This is a genomic window from Nocardia altamirensis NBRC 108246, from assembly GCF_001612685.1.
Classification (GTDB): domain Bacteria; phylum Actinomycetota; class Actinomycetes; order Mycobacteriales; family Mycobacteriaceae; genus Nocardia; species Nocardia altamirensis.
On the sequence record NZ_BDAY01000067.1, the window covers coordinates 46,661 to 72,030 of the forward strand.

General features: G+C 66.3%; 28 protein-coding genes. 12 read left to right on the top strand and 16 right to left on the bottom strand.

The window, feature by feature from the left end; translation table 11 throughout:
- Nucleotides 1-64 precede the first annotated feature (64 nt).
- The 3 genes from NA11_RS30845 to NA11_RS30855 all read left to right on the top strand — a co-directional run bounded on the left by NA11_RS30845 (nt 65) and on the right by NA11_RS30855 (nt 4,198).
- A complete protein-coding gene (locus NA11_RS30845) occupies nt 65-742 on the top strand; it encodes an NAD(P)-dependent oxidoreductase (protein WP_069165553.1) in 678 nt (225 codons plus the stop codon).
- Nucleotides 743-853: 111 nt separating this feature from the next.
- Complete coding sequence (locus NA11_RS30850) at nt 854-1,516, top strand: hypothetical protein (RefSeq protein ID WP_141717930.1); 663 nt, start codon at nt 854-856, stop codon at nt 1,514-1,516.
- Nucleotides 1,517-1,969: 453 nt separating this feature from the next.
- Nucleotides 1,970-4,198, top strand: coding sequence for an MMPL family transporter (locus NA11_RS30855; RefSeq protein ID WP_069165555.1), 2,229 nt, complete (start codon nt 1,970-1,972; stop codon nt 4,196-4,198).
- Here NA11_RS30855 and NA11_RS30860 read toward each other — a convergent pair.
- Nucleotides 4,185-4,817 carry a TetR/AcrR family transcriptional regulator gene (locus NA11_RS30860; protein WP_167837766.1) on the bottom strand — a complete coding sequence of 211 codons (633 nt, stop codon included), beginning with the start codon at nt 4,815-4,817 and terminating at the stop codon, nt 4,185-4,187. The two genes, NA11_RS30855 and NA11_RS30860, sit on opposite strands and share 14 nt — an antisense overlap.
- A gap of 102 nt (nt 4,818-4,919) precedes the next feature.
- A complete protein-coding gene (gene rpsA / locus NA11_RS30865) occupies nt 4,920-6,401 on the bottom strand; it encodes a 30S ribosomal protein S1 (protein ID WP_069165557.1) in 1,482 nt (493 codons plus the stop codon).
- 245 nt (nt 6,402-6,646) lie between these two features.
- Between rpsA and NA11_RS30870 the strand changes: the two genes are divergently transcribed.
- Nucleotides 6,647-7,492, top strand: a complete 846-nt coding sequence (locus NA11_RS30870; RefSeq protein WP_069165558.1) for a class I SAM-dependent methyltransferase — start codon at nt 6,647-6,649, stop codon at nt 7,490-7,492.
- Between the two features lie 4 nt (nt 7,493-7,496).
- Here the strand turns inward: NA11_RS30870 and NA11_RS30875 are convergent, their stop codons facing one another.
- Nucleotides 7,497-8,867, bottom strand: a complete 1,371-nt coding sequence (locus NA11_RS30875) for an erythromycin esterase family protein (protein ID WP_069165559.1) — start codon at nt 8,865-8,867, stop codon at nt 7,497-7,499.
- 113 nt (nt 8,868-8,980) lie between these two features.
- Between NA11_RS30875 and NA11_RS30880 the strand changes: the two genes are divergently transcribed.
- A complete protein-coding gene (locus NA11_RS30880) occupies nt 8,981-9,682 on the top strand; it encodes a MerR family transcriptional regulator (protein ID WP_069165560.1) in 702 nt (233 codons plus the stop codon).
- 65 nt (nt 9,683-9,747) lie between these two features.
- Here NA11_RS30880 and NA11_RS45090 read toward each other — a convergent pair whose 3' ends face one another.
- The 3 genes from NA11_RS45090 to NA11_RS30890 form a co-directional block, all read right to left on the bottom strand.
- Nucleotides 9,748-9,900 (bottom strand): type II toxin-antitoxin system antitoxin, encoded by a 153-nt coding sequence (locus NA11_RS45090; RefSeq protein ID WP_141717931.1) that lies wholly within the window; start codon nt 9,898-9,900, stop codon nt 9,748-9,750.
- 11 nt (nt 9,901-9,911) lie between these two features.
- The gene (locus NA11_RS30885) at nt 9,912-10,796 is read right to left on the bottom strand and encodes an SPFH domain-containing protein (RefSeq protein ID WP_069165561.1); all 885 of its coding nucleotides are present in this window, start codon (nt 10,794-10,796) and stop codon (nt 9,912-9,914) included.
- Nucleotides 10,797-10,897: 101 nt separating this feature from the next.
- Nucleotides 10,898-12,262 carry an FAD-binding oxidoreductase gene (locus NA11_RS30890; protein WP_069165562.1) on the bottom strand — a complete coding sequence of 455 codons (1,365 nt, stop codon included), beginning with the start codon at nt 12,260-12,262 and terminating at the stop codon, nt 10,898-10,900.
- A 71-nt stretch (nt 12,263-12,333) separates the two neighbouring features.
- On the opposite strand from NA11_RS30890, the gene NA11_RS30895 reads away from it, so the two are divergent.
- Nucleotides 12,334-13,239 (top strand): LysR family transcriptional regulator, encoded by a 906-nt coding sequence (locus tag NA11_RS30895; protein WP_069165563.1) that lies wholly within the window; start codon nt 12,334-12,336, stop codon nt 13,237-13,239.
- A gap of 77 nt (nt 13,240-13,316) precedes the next feature.
- On the opposite strand, the gene NA11_RS30900 is transcribed toward NA11_RS30895, so the two are convergent.
- The 4 genes from NA11_RS30900 to NA11_RS30915 form a co-directional block, all read right to left on the bottom strand.
- Complete coding sequence (locus NA11_RS30900; RefSeq protein ID WP_069165584.1) at nt 13,317-14,069, bottom strand: amino acid ABC transporter ATP-binding protein; 753 nt, start codon at nt 14,067-14,069, stop codon at nt 13,317-13,319.
- A gap of 56 nt (nt 14,070-14,125) precedes the next feature.
- Entirely contained in the window at nt 14,126-15,085 is a 960-nt protein-coding gene (locus NA11_RS30905) for an amino acid ABC transporter permease (protein ID WP_069165564.1), read from the bottom strand.
- 3 nt (nt 15,086-15,088) lie between these two features.
- Nucleotides 15,089-15,949 carry an ABC transporter substrate-binding protein gene (locus tag NA11_RS30910; protein WP_245746284.1) on the bottom strand — a complete coding sequence of 287 codons (861 nt, stop codon included), beginning with the start codon at nt 15,947-15,949 and terminating at the stop codon, nt 15,089-15,091.
- 183 nt (nt 15,950-16,132) lie between these two features.
- Nucleotides 16,133-17,221: an isocitrate/isopropylmalate dehydrogenase family protein gene (locus NA11_RS30915; protein ID WP_069165585.1), complete on the bottom strand. Its 1,089-nt coding sequence runs from the start codon at nt 17,219-17,221 to the stop codon at nt 16,133-16,135.
- 219 nt (nt 17,222-17,440) lie between these two features.
- Here NA11_RS30915 and trxA point away from each other — a divergent pair, with 219 nt between their 5' ends.
- Nucleotides 17,441-17,812 (top strand): thioredoxin, encoded by a 372-nt coding sequence (trxA, locus tag NA11_RS30920; RefSeq protein ID WP_069165566.1) that lies wholly within the window; start codon nt 17,441-17,443, stop codon nt 17,810-17,812.
- A gap of 69 nt (nt 17,813-17,881) precedes the next feature.
- On the opposite strand, the gene NA11_RS30925 is transcribed toward trxA, so the two are convergent.
- Together NA11_RS30925 and NA11_RS30930 are read right to left on the bottom strand one after the other, a co-directional pair.
- A complete protein-coding gene (locus NA11_RS30925) occupies nt 17,882-18,316 on the bottom strand; it encodes an alpha-isopropylmalate synthase regulatory domain-containing protein (protein WP_069165567.1) in 435 nt (144 codons plus the stop codon).
- A gap of 486 nt (nt 18,317-18,802) precedes the next feature.
- Nucleotides 18,803-19,297 carry a beta-class carbonic anhydrase gene (locus tag NA11_RS30930; protein WP_069165568.1) on the bottom strand — a complete coding sequence of 165 codons (495 nt, stop codon included), beginning with the start codon at nt 19,295-19,297 and terminating at the stop codon, nt 18,803-18,805.
- A 323-nt stretch (nt 19,298-19,620) separates the two neighbouring features.
- Between NA11_RS30930 and NA11_RS30935 the strand changes: the two genes are divergently transcribed.
- Complete coding sequence (locus tag NA11_RS30935; RefSeq protein WP_069165569.1) at nt 19,621-20,316, top strand: hypothetical protein; 696 nt, start codon at nt 19,621-19,623, stop codon at nt 20,314-20,316.
- Here NA11_RS30935 and NA11_RS46760 read toward each other — a convergent pair.
- Nucleotides 20,298-20,507: an anthrone oxygenase family protein gene (locus NA11_RS46760; protein WP_245746279.1), complete on the bottom strand. Its 210-nt coding sequence runs from the start codon at nt 20,505-20,507 to the stop codon at nt 20,298-20,300. The genes NA11_RS30935 and NA11_RS46760 overlap by 19 nt on opposite strands.
- On the opposite strand from NA11_RS46760, the gene NA11_RS46765 reads away from it, so the two are divergent.
- Nucleotides 20,491-20,802 (top strand): hypothetical protein, encoded by a 312-nt coding sequence (locus tag NA11_RS46765; RefSeq protein ID WP_245746281.1) that lies wholly within the window; start codon nt 20,491-20,493, stop codon nt 20,800-20,802. The genes NA11_RS46760 and NA11_RS46765 overlap by 17 nt on opposite strands.
- On the opposite strand, the gene NA11_RS30945 is transcribed toward NA11_RS46765, so the two are convergent.
- On the bottom strand, nt 20,783-21,160 hold the full coding sequence (locus NA11_RS30945) for a nuclear transport factor 2 family protein (RefSeq protein ID WP_069165570.1): 378 nt from the start codon (nt 21,158-21,160) through the stop codon (nt 20,783-20,785). The genes NA11_RS46765 and NA11_RS30945 overlap by 20 nt on opposite strands.
- Nucleotides 21,161-21,237: 77 nt before the next feature.
- Here NA11_RS30945 and NA11_RS30950 point away from each other — a divergent pair, with 77 nt between their 5' ends.
- Nucleotides 21,238-21,813, top strand: a complete 576-nt coding sequence (locus NA11_RS30950; protein WP_069165571.1) for a TetR/AcrR family transcriptional regulator — start codon at nt 21,238-21,240, stop codon at nt 21,811-21,813.
- Nucleotides 21,814-21,976: 163 nt separating this feature from the next.
- Nucleotides 21,977-22,627: a maleylpyruvate isomerase N-terminal domain-containing protein gene (locus NA11_RS30955; protein ID WP_069165572.1), complete on the top strand. Its 651-nt coding sequence runs from the start codon at nt 21,977-21,979 to the stop codon at nt 22,625-22,627.
- 103 nt (nt 22,628-22,730) lie between these two features.
- Here NA11_RS30955 and NA11_RS30960 read toward each other — a convergent pair whose 3' ends face one another.
- Together NA11_RS30960 and NA11_RS30965 are read right to left on the bottom strand one after the other, a co-directional pair.
- Entirely contained in the window at nt 22,731-23,711 is a 981-nt protein-coding gene (locus NA11_RS30960) for an aldo/keto reductase (protein ID WP_069165573.1), read from the bottom strand.
- A complete protein-coding gene (locus tag NA11_RS30965; RefSeq protein WP_069165574.1) occupies nt 23,711-24,589 on the bottom strand; it encodes an EamA family transporter in 879 nt (292 codons plus the stop codon). Before NA11_RS30965 ends, NA11_RS30960 begins: the two co-directional genes overlap by 1 nt.
- Before the next feature lie 129 nt (nt 24,590-24,718).
- On the opposite strand from NA11_RS30965, the gene NA11_RS30970 reads away from it, so the two are divergent.
- Complete coding sequence (locus NA11_RS30970; protein WP_245746286.1) at nt 24,719-25,159, top strand: Lrp/AsnC family transcriptional regulator; 441 nt, start codon at nt 24,719-24,721, stop codon at nt 25,157-25,159.
- Nucleotides 25,160-25,370: the final 211 nt, after the last annotated feature.

A 25,370-nucleotide genomic window follows, 5' to 3' on the forward strand; every position in this document is an offset into this window, starting at 1 on the left:
TGACTACTATCTGCCGTACGGTTTCTGAACGGCGTGTAGTACATGATCAGCGTGTAGGAGCAGCATGGACATCGGAGTTTTCGGCGCAACCGGCGTCATCGGCAGCCGGGTGGTGGCCGAAGCAGTGGACCGGGGGCATCGGGTCACGGCCTTCACCAGGGATGCCGCGCGGTTTCCCGCCGAGCACGGCGAGGCGGATTGGCGGGTCGCGGACTGGCTCGACGCCGACAGCATCGCGACCGCGATCACCGGTCTCGACGTGGTGATCAGCGCGGTCAACGCCGGACACGGCATCGCGGACACCATCGCCAACGCGGGCAATTTCGTGCTCGGCGCGCAGGCGATGGTGCGTGCGCTGGAACGACATCCCCGCATTCGAGTGATCGCGGTCGGCGGTGCGGGCAGCCTGGAAGTCGCGCCGGGAGTGCAGTTGGTCGATACCGGCGAGGAGTTCACCACAACTCTCACAGAGGTGCTCGGAGTGCCCGCCGAGTACCGCACGGTCGTGCGCGCGCTCGGCGACGCGTTGAACGTCTACCGGTTGTCCAACCGCCACTGGACCTATCTCAGCCCGTCGGCCGGGCTCATCCAATCCGGCACGCGCACCGGACGATTCCGCATCGGCGGCGACCAACTCTTGCTCGGCGACAGCGATATCTCCGCCGAGGACGTCGCGGTCGCGCTGCTCGACGAAGCCGAACTCCCCCGCCATCCCCAGCGCCGCTTCACCGTCGGCTACTGACGGCTCGGGCGACGCCGTTTCTTGTCGTACCCCTCTGCCATAATTGTTTATAGGTCGGATGTCGATCGAGTTGTCGCGCAACGTATTTCGCAACTCGACCGAGGAGGCAGCATGCCTGACGTCCCAGCTTCGACGCCCGACCCCCGTGATCCGATGTCCATCGATCAGGATCGGCCGATCGAGCTGGCGGCCGAGATCGAGCGCCACCGGTACCTGCTGCGGTCCGCCGCAGAGGGGTACCGGTGGCGGGTGGCACGGCAGGTGGAGTACCTCGACCCGGAGGACCGGGACATGCGCATGTCGCATGCCGAGCGGCTGATCGAGGCGCTGATGATCGATCCGGTTCGGCACAACAATCTGGACCTCGACTCGTATCGAGCCGTCCGGGACGGGGCGCCGATCGTGTTCGACGCCGAGAGCCGGACTTACGTGCTGCGGCTGCCGGGCAGGGACCCGCTTCCGATTCGGCCCGGCATGCCGGAGCATCGACTCGGGGTCATCGCCCGGCTCGCCGGGCTCGGCCTGCGATTGGAGCAGATCCAGGTCGTCGCGCTGACAACGGCGCAGGTTGTCGCGCCGAACGAACGCGCGGTGCCGCCGAGCAGTACGCCGATGGTGCAGCGCGGAACAACCAAGCCCTCGCGGAGGCTGCACGCTCGCCCGGGCGGTGGGTCCAGCGCGAGCTCGGAACTCTCGCCATACGATCAGAACAGACCAGTCGGTCCGCTCGGCCCCTGTCATCCATGGCCGAGCGCCGACGCACCTGCCGAATAGCGCGCTGGCTCAGCCGCAGTTCAAATCCGCGCCGCACTAGGCATCCGCGCAGACCATGCGGCCCCGTCGATCTGGCGCGCCTGCGGCTACGAGTCGCGAGATCGGTCGAAGTAGGCCATCGCCGTGAAATCGGCCGATGCCACGCTGTCCCGCGCGCGCTGGGCGATGCGAGGGGGACTTCGCTGTGAACACCACGGAGCTGAGCGTGCGGGGTTCGCCCAATCTCCCGAGCCGACGCGGCGGGCCAAAATCCGCACCCTCTCTGTGAATCCGCCTCCTTCCGGCCGCCCAGAACGGGTGCGGATTGCGACAAAGGGTGCGGATCCCACCTTGGCGCTGAGCGGTGCGGACCTGAGGGATAGATGAGAGTGTCTTGCTAATTTTTGCTTAGTGTTCCTATGCTTGCCCAGAGAACCTGATAGTGACTATCAGGTATGACTTTGGGGAGCAGCAATGGCGCATACCTCGATCCTCGAACGACCCGAACCGACTCAGCCCGCACCGCGGTGGGGTGCGGCCGGGCGGTGGGGTGCGGCGATGGCCAAGCATCGCAAGGTGGTGCTCGGAGTCTGGCTGCTGCTCGTGGTGATCTGCGGCGCGGCCTATCCCGCGCTGCACGGGCGGCTGGGGACGCCCGACTACTCCGTGCCGGGGTCGGAATCGGTCGAGGTCGATCGTCTTGTCGCCGAACACTTCTCTCAGTTCGGGACCGAGCAGGACGTGATCGTCTTCCACTCGACGCGCGAGACCGTCGACGCTCCCGACTATCGGGCGGCGGTCGATCGAGCACTCGATGTCGCCAAGCAGACGAAGGGTGTGGCCGGGGCCGTCGGGCCGTTCCAGGGCAATGCCGCCCAGATCTCCGCCGATCGGCGCACCGCCTTCGCCGTCGTCGGCGTCGACGGGGACATCTCGGCGCGCGTCCAGGTCGTCCGCGAGCTGCGCGAAGCCCTGGCGGTGGGGTCGACCGACGACATCAAGGTGATGCTCAGCGGCTACGCGCCGATCCAGGCCGATCTGATGGACATCGAGACAGCCGATATGCAACGCGCCGAAGCCGTCGGCCTCCCGGTGGCGACGGTGCTGCTGGTGCTGGCGTTGGGCGCCATGGTCGCCGCGCTGCTGCCGATCACCGTGACCGCGGCGGGCATCGCGGTGGCGATCGGCATCCTGTTCGGCCTGACCAGCTTCCTCGCGTTCGACTCGATGGTGCTGTCGATCGCCACGATGATCGCCACCGGCACCGCGATCGACTACGCGATGTTCATCGTGAGCCGCTTCAACGAAGAGCTGACGCGGCGCGGTGTCCGAAACCGCAAGGACCGCACCGCGATTGCGGAGGCGGTCGGCACGGCGATGGACACCACCGGGCGCACGGTGCTCGCCTCAGGGCTCATCGTGATGATCTCGCTGTGCTCGCTGGCGGTCGTCGGGCTACCGATGCTCAACGGCATCGCCATCGGCGTGATCGCCGCGGTCGTCTCGACCATGGGCGCGGCATTCACCCTGCTTCCCGCATTGCTTGCGACGCTGGGCCCTGCGGTGAATCGCGGCGCCGTCCCCGAGCGAATGCGGCCCGCGGAGGTGCGGACGACGACGGCGTCCAGCGGCTGGGCACGGTGGGCGCACACCGTGATGGCACGGCCGGTGCTGTTCGGCGCGGTCGGCGTCGCGCTGTTGCTGCTGGCGGCAACCCCGCTCACCGGCCTCCGATACGGCGTGGACATGGGGCTCAATTCGCTCGGCGATCGCCCATCGGGCCAGGCCATCGCCCTGGTCGAGCAGAACTTCACCCCTGGCTTGCTCGGACCGATCGAAGTGGTCGCCACCGGAGCGGAGGCCGCACCGCTGTCCGGCAACGCCCGCGACGAAGCCGATCGGTTCCTCGCCGAGCTCTCCCGTGACCCGCGGATCGCCGCCGTCCTGCCGCAGTACGCGGACGGCCGGATGTTCGCCGCCGTCATCCCGAAGACGACATTCGGGTCGACTGCGGCCACCGATCTTGTCTCCGATATCCGTTCCCGCGCTTCGGGTCTCGGTGACGCGGAGATCCGGGTCGGCGGCACGTCGGCGTTGTTCGTCGATGTGTCGCATCGGATCGTCAGCCGCTTCCCCGTGCTGATCGCCCTGGTGCTCGCCGTGTCCCTGATCTTCCTGGTTGTCGCGTTCCGCAGTATCGTGTTGGCGCTCAAGGCAATCCTGCTGAATCTGCTGGCGACCGGTGCGGCACTCGGTATCACCATCGCGGTGTTCCAAACCGGCATCGGCGAAGGCCTTCTCGGCTTCCAGAGCACCGGGTTCCTGCAGATCTATCTGCCGATGCTGGTGTTCGCGGTGCTGTTCGGCCTGTCGATGGACTACGAGGTGTTCCTGATCCGGCGTATGAAGGAGCATTGGGACGCCAACCACGACAATGCGCCGGCGGTCGCCGACGGGTTGCAGCGAACGGCCAGGCCGATCACCGCCGCGGCCGCCATCATGGTTGCCGTGTTCGCCAGCTTCGTGACGGCGGATGTGCTCGAGCTCAAGCAGGTCGGCTTCGCGCTTGCCGTCGCCATCGCGATCGACGCGATCCTGGTTCGGCTGATCCTGGTGCCCGCGTTCATGCGGCTGTTCGGCCGGTGGAACTGGTGGTTGCCGACCTTCGGATCGCGTTCGGCGCCAGCGACTATCGGAAAATGATCTCGATCTGGTCGATGATCGCGCCGACCGCTCTGGTGTAGACGTCCTTGAGCCGGTCGGCGAAATCCGTTCCCGCCCAATGATCCAGGGCCGCCACACAGCCCCAGACGGCGGTGGCGGCGGCCATCCGCACCCGTAAGTCGTTCGGGTCGAAGCCGGTTCGTTCGGCGAACAACACCCGGAACTGCTCGGCCATATCACGCATCTGATTGGTCTGGGCCGCTTTGATCTCCGGGATCGCCGCCGTGTACAGCAGGCGCCTGCGGATCCGGCGCTCGGACTCCTCGGTGAGCAGCGATTCCACCAGTACCGGGACAAGCATCCGCGCCACGGCGATCAGGTCGGTGGGTTCCACGGTCGTCGACCCGCCCGCCGTGCGGATCGCCTCCAAGATCTTCGGATCCGCCTCGTCGTGCAGCACGAGCATCTCTTTGGTGCCGAAGTAGCGGTACACCGAACTGGGCGACACCGCCGCGGCGGCCGCAACCCGCTCGATCGTCACATTGCGATACCCGTGCGCGTCGAACAGATCCAGCGCGACCCGCTGGATTCGGCTCATCGCCTCCATCTTCCTGCGCTCCCAGGAAGTCGAAGGAAGCTCTACGGCGGCATCGGACATCCTTGTCAGAATACCGGGCCGGGCCGTTGGCACTGCGAAAGCGGGGCGAAAAGGGCGAAGGCCCCGATCCATTCGGACCGGGGCCTTCGTCGAACGTACCTATCAGGCGTTGCCGGAGAGCTTCTCCCGCAGAGCCGCCAGCTGCGCGTCGCTGGCCAGCGAACCGCCGGCCGACTCGGACGAGCTGGAGGACGAGGAGGAAGCCTGCGAGCCGCCACCACTCTCGGAGGAGTAGTTCGACGAGCCGCCACCGTTCGCGGCCTCGGCCGCGGCGTCGGCCGCCATCTTCTCCATCTGAGCGGTGTGCATCTTGTGGCGACGCTCCGCCTCGGCGTACCGGCCTTCCCACTCTTCGCGCTGCTTGTCGAAGCCCTCGAGCCACTCGTTGGTGTCGGGATCGAAGCCCTCGGGGAAGATGTAGTTGCCCTGGTCGTCGTAGCTGTCGGCCATGCCGTACTTCGACGGGTCGAACTCGGCGTGGTAGTCCTCGTTCGCCTGCTTCAGCGACAGCGAGATCCGGCGACGCTCCAGGTCGATGTCGATGACCTTGACCATCGCGTCGTCGCCGACCGCGACAACCTGGTCCGGGACCTCCACGTGGCGCTCGGCCAGCTCGGAGATGTGCACCAGGCCCTCGATGCCCTCTTCGACGCGCACGAACGCACCGAACGGAACCAGCTTGGTGACCTTGCCCGGCACGATCTGGCCGATCGCGTGGGTGCGGGCGAACTGACGCCACGGGTCTTCCTGGGTCGCCTTGAGCGACAGCGAAACCCGCTCGCGATCCAGATCGACGTCGAGCACCTCGACGGTGACCTCGGTGCCGACCTCGACAACCTCGGACGGGTGGTCGATGTGCTTCCAGGACAGCTCGGAGACGTGCACCAGGCCGTCGACGCCACCCAGGTCCACGAAGGCACCGAAGTTGACGATCGAGGAGACCACACCCTTGCGGACCTGGCCCTTCTGCAGCTGGTGCAGGAACTCGCTGCGGACCTCGGACTGGGTCTGCTCGAGCCAGGCACGACGCGACAGCACCACGTTGTTGCGGTTCTTGTCGAGTTCGATGATCTTGGCCTCGATCTCCTTGCCGACGTACGGCTGGAGGTCGCGGACCCGACGCATCTCGACGAGCGAAGCGGGCAGGAAGCCACGGAGGCCGATGTCGAGGATCAGGCCGCCCTTGACGACCTCGATGACGGTGCCCTTGACGGCCTCGTCCTTCTCCTTGAGCTCCTCGATGGTGCCCCACGCGCGCTCGTACTGCGCCCGCTTCTTCGACAGGATCAGACGGCCTTCCTTGTCCTCCTTGGTGAGAACAAGCGCTTCGACCTCATCGCCCACGGAAACGACCTCGTTCGGGTCGACGTCGTGCTTGATGGAGAGTTCGCGGGAAGGAATGACGCCTTCGGTCTTGTAACCGATGTCGAGCAGGACCTCGTCGCGGTCGACCTTGACGATGGTTCCTTCGACGATGTCGCCGTCGTTGAAGTACTTGATCGTGGCGTCGATGGCGGCGAGGAAATCCTCGGCGGAGCCGATGTCGTTGACGGCTACCTGCGGCGAGGTGACGGTGGTGGGCATATGTCGGTTTGCTCCGGACGGATTGTGGTCGGTTGCGGACATTGGAACTTTCGGTACGCTGGCGAATTCACCGCGATGGTGTGAAGACGGACACTAGGAACGTACCGCACGTAACGCACGTGAAACTCAGCACGGGTGGTTGACTCCGGTACGGCTGTACAGAAGGCACTCGCGCGTTCAGCGTACGCGACCTTGGTCCGGGCGGGCAAACCGGTCCCGCCGCCACGCCGGGATACTCTGACGGCGTGTCGGAAGATCGCCATGCACAGGCAAACACACTGCTCGGAACCGCAGGGACGGCGCGCGCCCGGATCGGTTCGGCCGCAAGTCAGCAAGCCAGCCGTCGCTGGTGGGATGCGGACGCAGGCCAGTACCACGAGACGCACGCCGACTTCCTCGGCGTCGACTCCCCCGACGGTGAGTTCGTCTGGTGTCCGGAGGGTCTGCACGAGGGCGATATGCGGTTCCTCGGCGATGTCGCGGGCAAGCGAATCCTGGAGATCGGCTGCGGCTCGGCGCCGTGCGCGCGCTGGCTGGCAGGGCAGGGCGCGCATCCGGTCGGGCTCGACCTGTCGATGGGCATGCTGGCGCGGGGACTGGCGGCGATGGAACGGGGCGGGCCGCGGGTGCCGCTGATCCAGGCGGGCGCCGAACTGCTTCCGTTCCGCGACCAGTCCTTCGACCTGGCCTGCTCGGCGTTCGGTGCCGTTCCGTTCGTCGCGGACTCCGCCCAGGTGATGCGCGAGGTCGCCCGAGTGTTGCGGCCCGGTGGTCGCTGGGTGTTCTCGGTGAACCATCCGATGCGCTGGATCTTCCCCGACGATCCAGGACCGGCCGGGCTCACCGCCGCCATCCCCTATTTCGACCGCACCCCGTATGTCGAGGTGGATGGCGAGGGCGAACCGACCTACGTCGAACACCACCGCACCATCGGCGACCGGGTCCGCGAGATCGTCGCAGCCGGGCTGCTGCTGGTGGATATCGTCGAACCGGACTGGCCGGAGTGGCTCGACCGCGAGTGGGGGCAGTGGAGTCCGTTGCGCGGCGAGATCTTTCCAGGCACCGCGATCTTCGTCACCGAAAAGCCGTAAGGCGCTAGATCGTTTCGATGAAGGCGACCGCATCGACACCGTCGAGCTGGGCGGGGTCGAAATGCGCGACGCGATAGTCCATCGAAGGGCGAACCCGCACATCCGAGTCGAGCACGGTGGCCAGTACGCGCGCCGGGAACAGCGCGCGACCGGTGGTCGCTTCCGCGAGAACGGTCTGCAGACTGTGCGTATCTTCTTGGGGCACAGGAACGTCCGATCGCTCGGCAACAGCGGTGCCTGTTTCGCCTGACTCGACGGCTGCCCACTGGGGCACAGCGACACCCGCGTCACGGGCCGCGGCGGCGACAGCTTTCCTGGCCGCGGCAGCATCGAACTCGGACGCTGCGGAGGCATCGGCGCGCCGGTCGAAATCCGTGGCGATGCAGGCATATTCGGTGCCCAACTCCGACGCGGCGAGTGCGCCCGCACTCCACCAGTGCTGATCCGCGCCCGCGAAGGACATCGCCGACTCGGCGCGCTGGAGATGCGAGTTGTGCGCGAAAACCAGGCAGGGGCCACGGTGTTTCTCGGTGCGGGCGATGGCGAGCAAGTTGTCCGCACCGTTGGCGTCGCGCAGGGCGAGCAGGGTGGCGAATCGTTCGGGTCCCGGAGTCGCCATGGCCGCGTGGTAGCGCAGCAGGCCGACGGCGGTGCGTGCGAGCAGGAACGCGCGCTCGAACTCGTTGTCCGAGCTGACCTCCCGGAGACCGGGTGCCTCGATGGTGCAGCGCTGGAGAACGTCGTCGGCGGCGAGCCGCAGCCGCCGGGCGCGCTCGGTGTCGCCGATGGAATGCGCCGCGTCGAACATCGCGGCGGGGTTCGACCACTCGGCGTCGTCGCCGAGCCACGTGTCGAGGGTTTGCGCATCGTGCGGGACCCGCTCGGCGGGCAGGTACCTGGCCAGATACGCGTGTGCGGCGAGCAGGGTGGCACGGGGGCTCGGTGCGGCCTCCACCTCGGTCGGCGCGTCGAATCCGTAGACCCGGATCTGCGCGCCGGGATCACGATCGGCGTTGTAGTCGCGAATCCAGCCGATCAGCTCGCGGGTGGCAGGCGGGTCACCCAAGCCGTGACTGAAGCCGGTGGCGAGGACATCCGGGAGCGAACCCGCGCCGGTCCGCACGTAGTCGTCGAGGACAAGCGCTGCGAGGCAACTGCTTTCGAACGCAATCGAGCGGTACCCGTGCTGCTCGACCAGATGCCCGAACAGCTGGTTACGCAGCAGGAGAAACGCCTCGACGCCGTGGGTCGACTCGCCGAGACCGAGCAGTGCGGGTGGCTGATCGAGGGTGTAGAGGAACCGGCCGATCGTCGAGCCGAGGTGGGCGGCATCGAGGTCGAGGGCGATATCGCGGAGCGAGGGGTGCGGGCTCATGGTGTGCCTTTCGCGAAACCAATCGGACCCCCTCAACCGTATCGTTGAACATTCGGTGGAAACTTCTGTCGGCATTACTGGATGATCTGCCTGAAAACCCTCAAACTGGGACGATGGCAGCCCGCTTGCTTCGGCCCATCGACCTTGCTCGCGAACACGGTCTGTCCACCCAAGCCGTCCGCAATTACGAGGATGCCGGGATTCTCCCGCCCGCCGACCGTGGCGACACCGGATATCGCCGATACTCCGAGACGCACGCGCGGGCATTGCGCGCCTTTCTCGCCCTGCGTCCCGGCTACGGGCATCAGGTCGCCGCCGCCATGCTGCGCGCCGCGCACCGTCGCGATGAGCAGGCGGTTTTCCGCCTCGTCGACCAGGCCCACGCCGACCTGCTGCACGAACGACGGACACTCGACGAGGTGGCCGCCGCCCTCGACACATTGACCGCCGCGCCCGTCTCCGCCGAGGACCGATCGGCGGGGGTGACTATCGGCGCGCTGGCCCATCAGCTCGGCATGCACCCGGCGTCGCTGCGCAAATGGGAGGACGCGGGAATCGTTCGCCCGCAGCGTGATCGGGCCACCGGCTACCGGCACTACCCGCCGGAAGCCGTGCGGGACGCGCAGGTCGCCCGCCAGCTCCGCCGCGGCGGCTATCCCCTACCGCAGATCACCCTCTTCGTGAATCACCTACGTGCGGCGGGTGATTCGGCCGACCTGCACGATGTTCTCGAACAGTGGCGCACCCGGATCACCGCCCGCAGCCGAGCCATGCTCACCGCCGCTCCCCACCTCGCCGCGTACCTCGACCTCTGACCCGCATACCGAAATCCGCACCCTCCCTGTGGAAGCACAGGGAGGGTGCGGATTTCGGGGTACTGCTATTTGGGTTTGCGTCCGGCTTGTTCGAGGGCCAGCCGGATGGCGTATTCGATCTGGGCGTTGATGCTGCGCAGATCGTCCGCCGCCCACTTGGCGATGGCTTCGTGGACAGCCGGGTCCAGCCGTAGCAGCAGCTTCTTGCGCTCAGCCATGGGCCCGGCGCTCAGCTGTAGAGGGAGCCGGTGTTCACCACGGGCTGGGTGGCTCGGTCACCGCACAGCACGACAAGCAGGTTCGACACCATCGCGGCGCGCCGCTCATTGTCCAGTTCCACCACACCCTGTTCGGTGAGGCGGTCGAGCGCGAGGCTGACCATGCCGACCGCGCCCTCGACGATCTGGGTGCGGGCGGCGACCACCTGCGAGGCCTGCTGGCGAACGAGCATGGCCTGGGCGATCTCCGGCGCGTAGGCGAGGTGGGTGATGCGGGCCTCGATGACCTCGATGCCGGCCATCTCGGTGCGGTCGCGCAGTTCGACGGTGAGTTCCTCGGCCACCTCGGCGCCGTCACGCAGGCTCGTGCGGGTGTTGTCGTGCGAGTCGTACGGGTGGGTGGTGGCGAGATGCCGTACCGCGGCCTCGGATTGGGTCTGCACGTACTCCTCGTAGTCGTCGACCGCGAAGGCGGCCTTGAAGCTGTCGACCACGCGGTAGACCACGACGGCGGCGATCTCGACCGGGTTGCCGTCCGCGTCGTTGACCTTCAGCTTCTGCGTCTCGAAGTTGCGCACTCGCAACGAGATTCGCTTGCGGTCGGTCAGCGGGAGCACCGAGAAGAAGCCCGGCTCGCTCACCGAGCCGATATAGCGGCCGAAGAACTGGACCACCTGGGCCTCGTTCGGGTTGACCACAAGCAGCCCGGTCGCGGCGAGCAGGAGTACGAGCACCACCACGCTCGCGGCGATCGCGCCGATCAGCGCGGGCACGTTGTGGTTTTGCGCCATCGCGACGTAGCCGAGTGCGGCAAGGCCGCCGAACAGCAGCGTGAGCACCAGCCAAGCCAGCAGCACCACGAAGCCGTTGACATGTAATGCGGGCCGAAGCTTCATGACATCCTCCAGGTATCAAAGTGATATCACGAAGATAGCAGCCGATCGGGCGGACGCGCAACGGCCGGGAGCCGCGGCACTTCGCGGATCCCGGCCAGGGGTCAGGCGGTTGCGGGGGTGATATTGCGGTTGAACCGGAACATGTTGTGGGGGTCGTACTTTCCTTTCAAAGCGGCAAGGCGGGCGTACGTGTCCTCGGCGTATCCGGCACGGGTTTGCGTGTCGTCGGCGTCGGCGCCCGCCCCGTAGAGGAAGTTGAGGCTGTGGCCGATGGTCCACGGTGCGAGGGCGGCGCGGATGTCCGCGTGGGCGGCGGGTGCTGCGGCGACATCGGCGGGGCCGGTGATGACGCGAACGACGAAGCCCGCCTCGCGATGGTCGACGGCGACGCCGGTCCCGGACGGCCTGCTCAGTGCGCCGCCGAGATGCCTGATGTCGACGACCGCGTCGGCGCCGGAGCCGGGTCCCGACGCGGACAGCAAGGCGGACAACGCAGTCGGCGTGAGCTCGCTGAGCATGGCGTTGGTCGCCGCGTAGGCGTGCGGATGGTCGGGATCGCTGTGAATGGTGTGCGATTCGGCGTAGGGCATGGCGCGTAGGTCGTCCTTGATGCGGTCGCCCACCGCGCGCAGCGGTGCCACCAGGCGCTCCCCTTCCTCGGCAGAACCGTTGTAGGCGATGCGGATCGACGCCACGTAGCGGCCACGCAACGAGGCGGGCAGCTGCGGAATGTCCGGGTAGGTGAGCGTGACGACGGTGGAGGTCAGTTCGTCGGAAACCGTTGCGGCCCAACCCCGCCACGCCTCCAGCACGGATTCGACCAGCGGGGTGTCGAAGACCAGCTGGCCGCCGTACACGGTGGTGACGGGCAGCAGCTCCAGCTCGATCGCGGTGACCACGCCGAAGTTGCCGCCGCTGCCGAGCACCGCGCCGAACAGCTCGTCACCGGGCACCAGCTTGCGCACCCGGCCGTCGGCTGTAACGAGCTCGATGGCGCGGACGTACTCGGCCGCGTACCCGAATTCCCGTGCCAGCAGCCCGAATCCGCCGCCGAGCAGATAGCCGACCACACCGACCGACGGCGATGAACCGTTCAACGGCGCGAGCCCGTGCGCCGCGGCCGCCGCGACCAGGGCACCCGCGCGCACGCCCGCGCCGATCCGCGCGATCCGGGTGTCCGGATCAATGTCGAGTGCGGTCATCCGGCGGGTGCTGATCAGCACGCCGCCGTCCGCCGCGACCGACAACCCGTGCCCGGTGGCCTGCACCGCGACCGGAAGGCGGTGCCGCGCCGCGTATTCCACCGCCGCGCGGACGTCCTCGGCGTGTGCCGCGCCGACGACGAGTGCGGGCCGGTGCGTGTAGGCGGTCTGGAAGCCTGCGATCTCCTCGTCGTATCCGGCATCACCGGGGCGGAAGGCCGGGCCGGTGAAGGTGTTGCTCTCTTGCGCTGCGATGTTTGCCATGGCTTCGACGATGCCCGGCGCCGAATGAGAAGTACAACAGATAGATCTTCTACAAACTAGAATCATCAGTTATGGAACTGCGGCAGCTGCGTTACCTCGTCACCGTGGTGGAGGAGGCGAACTTCACCCGCGCCGCCGCCCGCCTGCACCTGGCCCAACCCGGGCTCAGCGCCCAGATTCGCCAGCTCGAACGCGAGCTCGGCCAACAGTTGCTCGACCGCGGCGGACGGACGGTCACCCCGACCGAGATCGGTGCGGCGGTGGTGCAGCATGCACGCGAGGCGCTGGCCGCGACGGACCGGATCACCCAGACGGTGGACGAGTTCGCCGGGCTGCTGCGCGGGCACGTCCGCGTCGGCCTCATCTCGGGTGCTGCCACCGAGGAGCTCGATGTGGCGTCGGTGCTCGCCGACTTCCACGACGACCATCCGCAGGTCGGCATCAGCCTCACCGAGGACACCTCGGAACGTATGCTCGCCGCGCTGAACCGTGGCGACCTCGATCTCGCGCTGATCGGAATGACCGGCGCACCAATGGATCCCGGCGTCGGCGTGGACGTCGTGCTGGAGACCGCGGTGGTCGCCGCGGTCGCCGCCGACGACCGTGCGCATGGTCGGGACATCCCGTTGACCGCGCTTCGTGACCATCCGCTGATCTGCCTGCCTACCGGCACCGGTGTCCGCGGGGTCTTCGAACGCTCCTGCGCGGCAGCGGGATTCGAACCGAACGTCGCCTTCGAGGCGGCCGCTCCCCCGCTGCTGCTTCGGCTCGCCGCCCGCGGGCTCGGCATCGCCGTGGTGCCCGAGCTCACCACGGCCGAGGCTGCCGCATTCCGGGTACGGACGATCCGCATCGTCGAGCCTGAGCTACACGGCAGGCTCGCATTGGTATGGCGCACCGACCGCTCGCTCGGTCCTGCCGCCAAAGTCCTGCTTGGCCAACTACGTATCGCCCTGTCCCGCAACCCACCTCGATAGCAACGCACCCCCGATCCGGGGGGATCGGGGGTGCGCGCTGATCCGATGTGCGAGCGCCGAGGACACTCGCGTTTCGGCTAAAGCAGGTGGGACAGGAAGGATTTGGTGCGCTCGTGCTGCGGGTTCGCCAGCACCTCACGCGGATTGCCGCGCTCGACCACCACGCCGCCGTCCATGAACACCAGCTCGTCGGCCACCTCGCGAGCGAAACCCATCTCGTGGGTGACCACGACCATGGTCATGCCCGACTTCGCCAGCTCGCGCATCACCGAAAGCACCTCGCCGACCAGCTCCGGGTCCAGCGCTGAAGTCGGCTCGTCGAACAGCATCAGCTTCGGATCCATCGCCAGCGCACGGGCGATCGCCACCCGCTGCTGCTGCCCGCCCGACAGCTGCGCCGGATAGGCATTCGCCTTCTCCGCCAAGCCGACTCGGTCGAGCAGTTCCTTGGCCCTTGTCACCGCGTCCGCCTTGCGGACCCGCTTGACCTGGGTCGGCGCCTCGATCACGTTCTCCAGCGCCGTGCGGTGCGGGAACAGATTGAAATGCTGGAACACCATGCCGATTTCGCGACGCTGCCTGGCGGCCTCGCGCGGGTGCAGCTCGTAGAGCTTGCCGTTCTTCTCCTGGTAGCCGACCAGCTCGCCGTCCACGTAGAGCCTGCCCGCGTTCACCTGCTCCAGGTGGTTGATGCAACGCAGGAAGGTGGACTTTCCCGAACCCGACGGCCCGATCAGGCACAGCACCTCACCGCGCCCGACCTCGAGCGAGACACCCTTGAGCACCTCCAGCGCCCCGAAGTTCTTGCACACCCGCTCGGCGACGATCATCGGCAGCCGACCGGTCTTCTCGACATCGACACTGCTGGTCGTCGTGCTGTCGCCGGTCATTTCGCCTTCACAATCGTCTGGGCGTCGGCAAGATCCTGCAGCTGCTTACCGGTCAGCTGCCGGGAAAGGCCGCGCGAGTAGTAGCGCTCCAGGTAGAACTGCCCGACCATCAGCACGCTGGTGACCACCAGGTACCAGGTCGCGGCGACCATCAGCAGCGGGACCGGCTGGAAGTTCACGCCGTAGATATCGCGGGCGCGACCGAACAGGTCGAGGGTGAACGGGAGCGCGGTGACCAGCGAGGTGGTCTTCAGCATGCCGATGAACTCGTTGCCGGTCGGCGGGATGATCACCCGCATGGCCTGCGGCAGCACGGTCCTTCGCATGGTCTGCGTCCAGGACATACCGAGCGCAGTCGACGCCTCGCGCTGCCCTTCCCCGACGGAATTGATTCCGGCGCGGACGATTTCGGCCATGTAGGCCGCCTCGTTGAGCCCGAGCCCGAGCACCGCGAACAGGAACGGCGCCTGCAGGTTCTGTACGTTCAGCTCGAACAGGTGCGGACCGAACGGAACGCCGAGCACGATCACCTGATAGATCGACGGGAACAACCCCCAGAACACCAACTGCACGTAAACCGGTGTGCCACGGAAGATCCAGAGATACACCCAGGCTGCCGCGCCGAGCACCGGGTTCGGCGAAAGCCGCATCACCGCGAGGATGGTGCCGAGCGTGACCGCGAGCGCCATCGACAGCACGGTCAGCTCGAGGGTGACGGCCACACCGGACAGGATCCGGGTGTCGAACAGGTACTTGACGTAGGTGTCCCATTTGTAGGCCGGGTTCGTCGCGGCGCCGTAGAGGAACAGCCCGGTGAGCACCAGGATGATCGCGGCGGCGAGCCATCGGCCCGGCCTGCGTAGCGGAATCGCTTTGATCGGCTCCGGCTCGCCAGCTGAGTCTGCCGCGCCGGGCCCGGGATCACCGGGCGCCGGCTTGGTTTCGTTCGACGTCATCGATCAGCTCACGGCGCCGTTGACGACCGACTTGGTGATCGCGCCTTCCTCGACGCCCCAGTTCTTCGCGATCTCCAGGTACTTGCCATTGTCGATCAGGCTCTGCACGGCCTTCTGCAGCACGGCCGCCAGCGGCGAGCCCTTCGGCACCGCCCAGCCGTACGGCGCGGAATCGAATGCGGGCCCTGCCTTTTCGAGCTTGCCCTCGCTCTGCTTGATCGCGTACGCGGTCACCGGGGAGTCGGCGGACACCGCGTCGACCTGGCCGAGCATCAGCGCGTTGGTCGCGGCGCTCTGCTCATCGAAGGCCTTGATATCGATGGCGGGCTTGCCTTCGGCGACGCACTTCGCGCTCTTGGCGGGCACCTCGTCGGTGTGCTCGACGGTGGTCGCCTGCACGGCGACCTTCTTGCCGCAGGCGTTGTTCGGGTCGACCGGCTTGCCCTTCTGCTGCGCCCACTGGATACCGGCGCTGAAGTAGGTGGTGAAGTCGACCTGCTGCTCACGTTCCTTGGAGTCGGTCATCGACGACATGCCGACGTCGTAGGTGCCCGCCTGGATCGTGGGGATGATCTTCTCGAAGGCGGACTCCACGTACTCGGCCTTGACACCGAGGGTGGCGGCGACGGCGTCCATCAGGTCGACGTCGTAGCCGACGATCTTGCCGCTGGCGTCCTTGTACTCGTTCGGCTGGTAGGGGATGTTCACGCCGACCACGAGCTTGCCGGACTGCTTGATCTTGTCGGGGAGCTGAGCGGCGATCGCGTCGTTCTTCTCGACCGATACCTTCTCCGCTTTGGGTCCGGTGTCTTCGGTATTACTACAGCCTGTCAAGACGAGTGCGCCTCCGGCGAGTACACACATCGCCTGCAGGGCGCGCCTGCCAAGAACCGATCGAACAGACACAGCAGCCCTCCACATTTCGGATTCAAGAAACCCGGGTGTCACCACCCGTTGGCAATCTAAGCGACCGAGACGCTTCGTGCTGGACAGTAACGGAAGATTCATCCGTTACCCGCTGAACACTCCGAGCTACACACGCTCTGACTACCGGCGGTGGACCCTAGCACAAACTTGTTCCGTGAACTCGCTCGTCGAGGCCAATCCACCCAGGTCCGCGGTGGCGATGCCCGCCTCGAAGGTGGCTGCGACCGCGCGTTCGATGCGCTCGGCGGCGTGTCCGAATGCGCCGTTGTGATCGCGAGTCCCCAACCAGCGCAACAGCATTGCCGACGAGAGCTGCAATGCTGCCGGATTCGCCCGATTGCGCCCCGCCAGGGTGGGGGCGGCGCCGTGCACAGCCTGCGCCATGGCGCGCTCGGCCGAGCAGTTGAGCGACGCGGCCAGCCCGAGGGAACCGCTCAGCTCGCCGGCGAGGTCGGAGAGGATATCGCCGAAGAGGTTCTCGGTCACCAAGACGTCGTAGTCGGCGGCGGCGCGGACCAGATGCGCGGCGGTGGCGTCGACGTGTTCGTCGTCGACCCGCACGCCGGGATAGCCGTGGGCAATCTCATAGCACACATCGCGGAACATGCCCATGGTCAGCGGAAGCACGTTGGCCTTGTGCACAATCGTGAGCCGCTTACGCCGCGACTCGGCGAGCCGCAACGCCTGGTGGGCGATCCGCTCACAGCCCTGCCTGGTCACCACGCCGACCGCCATCGCGACGTCCTCGGTCGGGCGGAACTCCCCCGACCCGGCGAACATATTGCGATCGGCATAGAAGCCTTCGCTGTTCTCCCGGACGATCACCAGGTCGATATCCGGCGCCGCGGCGCGCACGCCCTTGAACGCGCGGGCCGGACGGATGTTGGCGTACAACCCGAACCGCTTGCGGATGGCGCCACCAGGCGCGACCGACGTGCGATGTTCCGGCGGATAGGAGGCGTTGTCGTGCGGACCCAGGATCCAGGCGTCGACGTCGGCCAGCGCGGCCATGGTGTGTTCCGGCAGCGGATCGCCGTGCTCCGCGATCGCCAGATGCCCCATCGGCAGCGGCACCCACTCGATCGGCGCCGCACCTGCGGCCGCCACCGCCTCGTCGACAACCTGCCGTGCGGCACGCACCACTTCCGGCCCGATGCCGTCGCCGTCGATCAGGCCGAGCCGCAACGATCGCGCATTAACTTCGGTCACCACATCATCCTCGCGCCGTGCGCAGGCCGGCGGCGCACCGACCCACGTCCGCTACCTTCTGGAGACCAATTCCGGTGGTCGCGTCGGCCGGTGATTTCCCGGCGCCGAGGGTGGGTACCCGCCCAGGGAGGGCGATCAGCGGCGCGGATGCCGTCTCGGCCGTGGAAGATAAAGACAACGGCCGGCGTTAAAGCTGGCATACCGATACGAGAGGACGTCATGGCCACCCAGACGCTGACCCAGCAGAATTTTGATGAGGTAGTCACCGGGAACGACGTGGTACTCGTCGATTTCTGGGCTGAGTGGTGCGGCCCGTGCAAGAGCTTCGCGCCGACCTTCGAGGCCTCGTCCGAGAAGCACGCCGACGTCGTGCACGGCAAGGTCGACACCGAATCCGAGCAGGGACTCGCGGCCGCGGCCAACATTCGCTCCATCCCGACCATCATGGCCTTCCGGGAGGGTGTGCTGGTGTTCGCACAGCCCGGCGCGCTGCCGCCCGCCGCGCTGGAGGACCTGGTCACGCAGGTGAAGGGGCTGGATATGGACGAGGTGCGCAAGCAGCTGGCCGAGCAGCAGGCCACAAGCGAGTAAGAGCAGCCCGCGAGGCTGTGCGATAAACACACAGACCGCCCCTCCGCGGAGGAGCGGTCTGTTGCGTTGTCAGCGACCGAGGCGGTTGACGCCCGCGATCATCGCGCGCACCGTCGACTCGGCGCTGTCGTCGGACAGCGCCGCACCCCAGCCGCGCCTGCCGTTGCATTCGCACTGCACGAAGGTCGCAGTGCCCGCAGCGGTGTGGCGCTGATGGAACTGCAGGATCTCGACCGGATAGCCCTCCTCGTAGAGGGCCGAGGTCATCGCGGCCACCGGGTTGCCGGTGGCGACGACCGTGCGCAGGTGGTCGGCGAACTCGAGCGTCGCGGTGAATTCCGCGCTGCGGCTACCCGCAGGCGACCAGTCACCGAGCCGGATCGGCCCGGTGTGCCCGCAGTAGCGGACGTGGAATTGTGCCGCGGTGAGATCGGCACTTTCGGCGCGCAGGCCCTTGGGCGCGGCGGCATGGAACATGTCTGTGTCAAGCGTCAGGATGGTCATGGCACGTAGGTCTTCCCGGAGAATGTCGTGGCTCAGTTGACAGAGGGGACCAGCACTAACAAGTCGTTCAGCCCGCAGCGAGGGGGCCGGTCCGAATCAGACCCCGCTACGGCGGGTTACTACGAGGAGGAGTCGCCGCGCCACCATCGCGGTAAGCGGAATTAGCGCAACGCTGTCGCGGTCTGCGACGTTGAGCGCTGCGCTGTGGCGGGCGGCGGGATTCGACACGCGCTTGAGAATAGGGTCATCGGGGCCCGAAGGCAACCATATTCCGCGCCCGATTTGTCTACCGGTGAGTAGCGTTTTCCCAGCTCGGAGCCACCGCCCACACGCGGGGACGTGGGCGACACAACACCCGACACGCGGGGTCGGATTTTCGGCCCGAAACGCCCTGATGACGACAAAACAGACACGCGACAAACGCCCTACCAACGACAAAAGATCCGGGCCCGCAGGCCCGGATCTCGTGCGGTCGATCCGGCAACGTCAGCCGGCGACCACCTCGTTCAACTTGCCGGTGGCGACATCGAAGATGAAGCCGCGGATGGAGTCCTTGTGCGGGACGTACGGGCTGGCGACGATGCGGGCGATCGACTGACGCACATCCGTCTCCAAGTCACTGAACGCCTCGGCGGCCCATTCCGGCTTGATGCCGACATCCTGCTGGATCGACGCCTTGAAATCGTCGTCGGTGAAGGTGAGCATGCCGCAGTCGGTGTGATGGATAAGGATGATCTCGCGCGTGCCGAGCAGGCGCTGACTGATCGCCAGCGACCGGATCTCGTCGGCGGTGATCACGCCGCCCGCATTGCGGATGACGTGCGACTCGCCTTCCTGAATACCCAGTGCCCCATACACATTCAGCCGGGCGTCCATGCACGCCACCACGGCGACATGCTTGGCGGGCGGCAACGGCAGCGGCCCGCTGAAGGTGCTCGCGTAGGCCGCGTTGTTCTGCAGGTACTCGTCGGTCACGGTCATGGCTGTCCCCTGCGCTCGGTATGCACGAATCCTTATGTGTGGCGGGCATCACGATAGAAGGACGAGCACGCCGGATCACCGGTCTGGCTCACCGTGATTCCTTTACTGGCGTGGCGTGAATTCGATCACCCGCGAAGATCGCCGCCAGGTGGGGAACAGGCCTGCTGTGCGGTCAGTGGGCGCCTTCGGGAACACCGTGACGATAGACGACCAACTCCGCAATGCCACAGGAACTGATGGCACGAGCGGAGGCGCAGTCCCCCGTACCCTTGATTCATATCGGGAGGGGTGCATTCCCGCTGCCGGTGCCGGGGAGGTGCGCGGTGCAGATCACCGAATTCAGTGTCGTCGGGCTGCGGTCGGCAGTCATCGATCTCCGAGTGCGTGGAAAACCGTTGACCTTCCGGCTCTTTCCGATGATTCATATCGGTCAACCGCAGTTCTATCGCGAAGTGGCGGACCGACTGCGACAGTGCGACCTGATCGTCTCGGAGGGTACCGACGCACCCAGTTCCACCGGCCTCGCCATCATCCTCGCGATGCGCATGACCTTTCAGCGTTCCGCGCGGACCCTGGTGCACCAAGACATCGACCATGCGGCGCTCGGCGTTCCGGTCGTGTGGCCGGAGGGTCTCTCCCGCCACAACCGAAGACAGCGCATGTCGATCCTGTCCTACCTCGACCTCCTGGTGATGACCCCCTTCTACGTGGTCGTCATGGCGTTCGGCGGCCGAGGATGGTTGCTACGCAGTCGATTCGAGGTCTACGACAACACCGAGGTCCGAATCCGGTTGATGAACAAAACCTTCCTGCACGACCGCGACAAGGAGCTCGTGGCAGCTCTCACCGATATCCACGAGGAACGCCAGGACCGCAGTGACGTCATCGCCGTCGTCTACGGCGCAGGCCACATGCCCGCCGTAATCACAGCCTTGAACGCCGCTTTCGGCTATCGCGCAGTCGGCGCCGACTGGTTGACCGCCTTCGACGCCGCGATGCCCTACCGCCCCGTCGACTGAAGACCAGGGCGCACAGTGAGCGCGATGATCACGGCGAACGCGAGCAGCGCTGTGCCGGTGCGCAGGTAGTGGAAGTAGTCCCAGCGGGTGAGGATCGAAAGATGGTCGGCTGGTGCGCCTTCCAGCGCCCAACGGTTGATCTGGTGATTGATCGGCACGTTGCCCAACCGGGTGATGAGGAACGATCCCACGACCAGTACGCCCCGCTACGACGGCCAGCGCACGGAGCCGGCCACGCAGCAACGCGACAAGCCCGAAACAGCTCAATGCTGCTGCCGCCATGGTGATCTGCATGCTGATGCTGTTGTTCTTCATCAGCTCGGTGTGGAACTCGAGCCGCATCTGCAGCGGCACGCGATGGAAGGTCGGCGCGAGATTGGCTGCGCCGTAACCGAATGCGCCGGCGAGCAGGCCGGTCGCGAGCAAGGCAATGGGTTGCACGAAGCGAATGAGCACGGTGTTCTCCTCAGCCGACTTTCCTGGTGAGCTGCTCGGCACGCCGCAGTCGACCGTCCGAGGCGAACTCGCCGAACATGAAGACCTCGGTGACCACGGCGTCCGCCTTGCGCAGTTGCGCGTGGACGGTCATGCGGGCAGCGAACCGTTCGCCGTCTACGAACGCCTCATGGACCTCGAATCGATAGTCGCGCAAATTCTTTCGCACCGGTTTGAGGTGCGCGACCAGGCGCGCGCGATCGAGCCGGATACCGTCGGCCACCTGCACGATGTCCAGCGTGTGGAAGCGATCGATCACCTCGTCGGGATCGTTGTCCTGGTCGACAGCGGCGGCGGTGTACGCAGTGAAGAAATCGGCAATGAACTGCTCGGGTGGGCGCGGATTCATAACACTCCAGCGGTAGAATTCTTACAATGATGTAAAGGCTAGATCAGACCCGGCAACTTTGACAAGGATGTAAGATTTTGACCGAGGCGAGGGCGAAGCGGCGCGCGGACGCCGAGCGGAGCAGGGCCGACATTCTGGACGCCGCAACTCGTTTGCTCGCCGATCGGCCGGACGTCGGCATGGCTGCCATCGCCACCGAAGCCGGGGTGACCCGCCAGACCGTCTACGCGCACTTCGCCTCTCGCGATGAACTGCTGCACGCGGTCATCGATCACACGACCCGCCGCGCCATCGCCGCCATGGACGCCGCCGACCTCGACAGCGGTACTGCGACGGACGCGCTCCTGCGCATGCTCGACGTCGGCTGGCAGTTCTTCCGGAAGTCACCCGGCCCCGACCAACTCGGCGCATTCGCACCCAGGCGGGACCGCGAACGCCACGTCCCCGTCGAAGACAGACTCCTGAAACTGATTCGCCGCGGGCAGCGCGCCGGAGAATTCGATTCGGCCGCCGCCCCGGAGTGGTTGGTTGCCGCGATCATCGCGGTGAGTCACGCCGCCGGTGAACAGGTGCGAGCCGATCTCATGTCGATACCGCAGGCGCAGAAGACGTTGCGTCGCACAGTCCTTCGGCTCATCAGGGCGTCCGAGTAGGGAGTCGGCCCGCGCCGTGTGGCACCTTCGCCGAGAACGTCCGCGATGGCATGGCGAGTTCCGCGTATCAGCCACTTACGGGTGACGACCGTCGGTCAAAGCGGTGACTTCGGGCCGTCCACGCAGGTATGCGGTGGCGCTTCGGTTCTCGTATGGTTCGGTCATGTCACGATCAACGAAGAGTCAGCGATCCCCCGTCACCGCTGATGACCTCGACCTTGCCGTGCAGTTGGCCGTGGCACTGCTCGGTGACGCGCCCGCAGCGGCGTGGGACCGCAAAGCCGGTTCGCTGGAATGGGACTGCTGGGAGACCGTCGAGCATCTCAGCGACGATCTCTTCGCGTACGCAGTGCAAATGGGTCCCAGGACACCGCCTTTGGCAGGCGAGGTGCCTTTCGTGTGGGAGAGCCGACGCCCCGGCGGCCCCGCGAACGCCATCCACGCCGACCGGGCAGCCGGACCCGCAGGCCTGTTGCAAACCTTGGAGGCGAGCGGCGCGCTGCTGGTCGCCATGGTGCGCACGAAGCCGCCGGAGACCCGCGCCTACCACGGCTTCGGCATCTCGGACCCAGAAGGCTTCGCCGCCATGGGAATCGTCGAAACCCTCGTCCACACCTACGATCTGGCCCAAGGTCTGGACCTCGCCTGGAATCCCCCAGCCGACGTGTGCACGCGAGTACTCGCCCGCCTGTTTCCAGACGCACCGGAAACTACGGATCCGTGGACCACGCTCCTCTGGGCCACCGGACGCGCCGAACTCCCCGACCACCCCACCCTCACAAAATGGCGCTGGTACGGCTCCCCTCGCCCTTGAAACACGGGTCTCGATGCCGGTGCGCTCGACGGAATCAGCCTGCGCATCGAGCAGGGCGAATTCACCTCGATCATCGGGCCGTCCGGGTCGGCAAGCGCGGGTGTCAGCGGTGGCCGAGCACGGCGTGCGGGCGATACGGAGCCTCCAGTGCGGCATTCTCGGTCTCGCTCAGTTGGATTCGTAGTGCGGCGAGGGCGTCGTCCAGGTGTTGAGGTTTGGTTGCTCCGATTATGGGGGCGGTGATGGTGGGGCGGGCTAGTAGCCAGGACAGTGCGATCTGGGCTGGTGGTAGGTCGCGGGCGGCGGCGACAGACCGGACCGCGTCGACAACGTCGAAATCGTCGTCGACGTACATGTCGGCTGCGATGTGATCGAACTCGGCACGTGCGGTGGACTGTCCGCCGCCGCGGTGGCGGGAGCCGGTCAGCAGGCCGCGAGCCAGTGGGCTCCACGGGATCAGGCCGACACCCTGGTCGCGGCAGAGCGGGATCATCTCCCGTTCCTCCTCGCGGTAGACGAGGTTGTAGTGGTTCTGCATCGAGACGAACTTCGTCCAGCCGTTGGTCTCGGCGATCTGCTGTGCCTTCGCGAACTGCCAGGCGAACATGCTCGATGCGCCGATGTACCTGGCCTTTCCGGCACGGACCACGTCGTTGAGGGCGCGCATGGTCTCCTCGATCGGCGTCTCGTAATCCCAGCGGTGGATCTGGTACAGGTCGACATGGTCGACGCCTAGCCGATCCAGCGAGGCGTCGATGGCGGCCATGATGTGCTTGCGGGACAAGCCTTTATCGTTCGGGCCGGACCCCGTCGGAAAGTAGACCTTGGTGGCGAGCACGTAGTCGTCGCGGCGTGGGAACAACTTGGCGAGCAGCCGTCCGGTGACCAGCTCGCTCACCCCATCGGAGTACACGTCCGCGGTGTCGAAGAACGTCACGCCCGACTCGACCGCCCGACGGACGATCGGCTCCCCTGCGTCCTCGTCGAGCACCCACTCCCACGACGCGGGATTGCCGTAACTCATCATCCCGAGACAGAGCCGGGACACGGTGAGGCCAGAGGTGCCCAACCTGATGTATTCCATTACTTCTCCTTGGTTTCCCGCGGTTGCTGGTGAACGGAGACACCCGCGACGATCAACGCGATGCCTGCCAGCTCCTGGATGCTGGGAACTTGGGTGAGCACCACTATCCCGATCACCGTCGCGACAGCAGGCAGGATGCTCAACATCAGTGCGAAGGTGGCTCGGCGTAACCGAGCCATGGCGAGCTGATCGGTCACGTACGGGATGACCGACGAGCAAATGCCGACGCCGATACCGGCCAGCAGCGTCACCGGGCTGGTGAAAGCCGGGGCGGCGTAGAAGCACAACGGTGCCGTGACCACAGCGGCGATCAGCATCGCGGCGCCGAGCTGGTCGATTCCGGACGGGCCGGAATTCGCGACCCGGTGGCTGAGGACCACATAGAGCATGAACAATGCGCAGTTGGCGAAAGCCAACACGAAGCCGAGCGGCGCGCCGGCGAACCGGATATCGGTCAACACAACCACGCCGCCCACGGCGAGCACGAGGGCAATCACGTTGCGGCCGTTGCGAACACCGACCGCGGCGAGCACGATCGTGCCGAGGAACTCGATCGCGCCGACGGTGGCCAGCGGCAGCAGTGCGATGGCGAGGTAGAACGCCGCGTTCATGGCGGCAAGCACTACACCGAGCCAGCACAACACCCACCGCTGCTCCGGCGTGAGCTGCCGGACTAACCGCCACGGCTTGCGCCACACCGCGAAAACTACTGCGGCACTGACGATCCGTAGCCAAGCCACGCCGAGCACATCCACCCTGGCGAACAGCAAGACGGCGAACGCAGGCCCGAGGTAGTGGAAGATGGCGCCGACGCCGAAGTATGCCGTCGCGGGCACCCGCGGCGCGGTTCGCCGCGAAGCGACCCCAGACGAGTTCATGCGGAGTATCTTCCAAGGAAGTACTCACGGCCGGAATGGCACTATCCAGGAAGACGGCGCGAGTTGTCTGGAAAAGCAAGGCCAAATGGCCAAGATTCCTTCATCGAACGATCACGGCTGTTGGACGAGGTGAACGTCCGACTACTCAACGAGTTACACGACGAGCCACGGCTGTCCATGTCCGAACTCGCCCGCCGGGTAGGCATGTCCGCGCCCGCGGTCACCGATCGAGTGCAACGCCTCGAACGCAGCGGCGTCATCACCGGCTTCCGGATGGAAGTCGACCCCGCCGCGCTCGGCATGCCGGTCACCGCCCTGGTCCGCATCCGCCCAGGCCCCGGCCAACTCCCCAAAGTCATAGCGGCGGCACAAGATACCCCGCAGGTGGTCGAATGCTTCCGCATCACCGGCGAAGACTGCTTCCTCCTCAAGATCCACGGCCCCTCGATCGCCGAACTCGAAGAAGTCCTCGATACCTTCCTCATGTACGGCCAAACAACCACCTCGATCGTCGTCTCCGAACCAATCCCCCGCCGCCCCCTCCCCATTCCAAACCTGAACAACTCCTAGGGGGACGCCGGATGCGGCGGAGCGTGGGGGGGTTCGCGTCGAAATGAGAGGTAGTTGGCGCTCGAGTGGGTCGTTCAGCGGCCAGGAGTGGTCGACAGGAGAGAAATGGTTGCTGACCTCATCGACGGTAGTCGAATGACTGCCCGGCCTCGTTGACGGGAGAGAAATGGTTGTTGACCCGTTGAGCGGAGAGAAATGGTTGCAGCTGGCC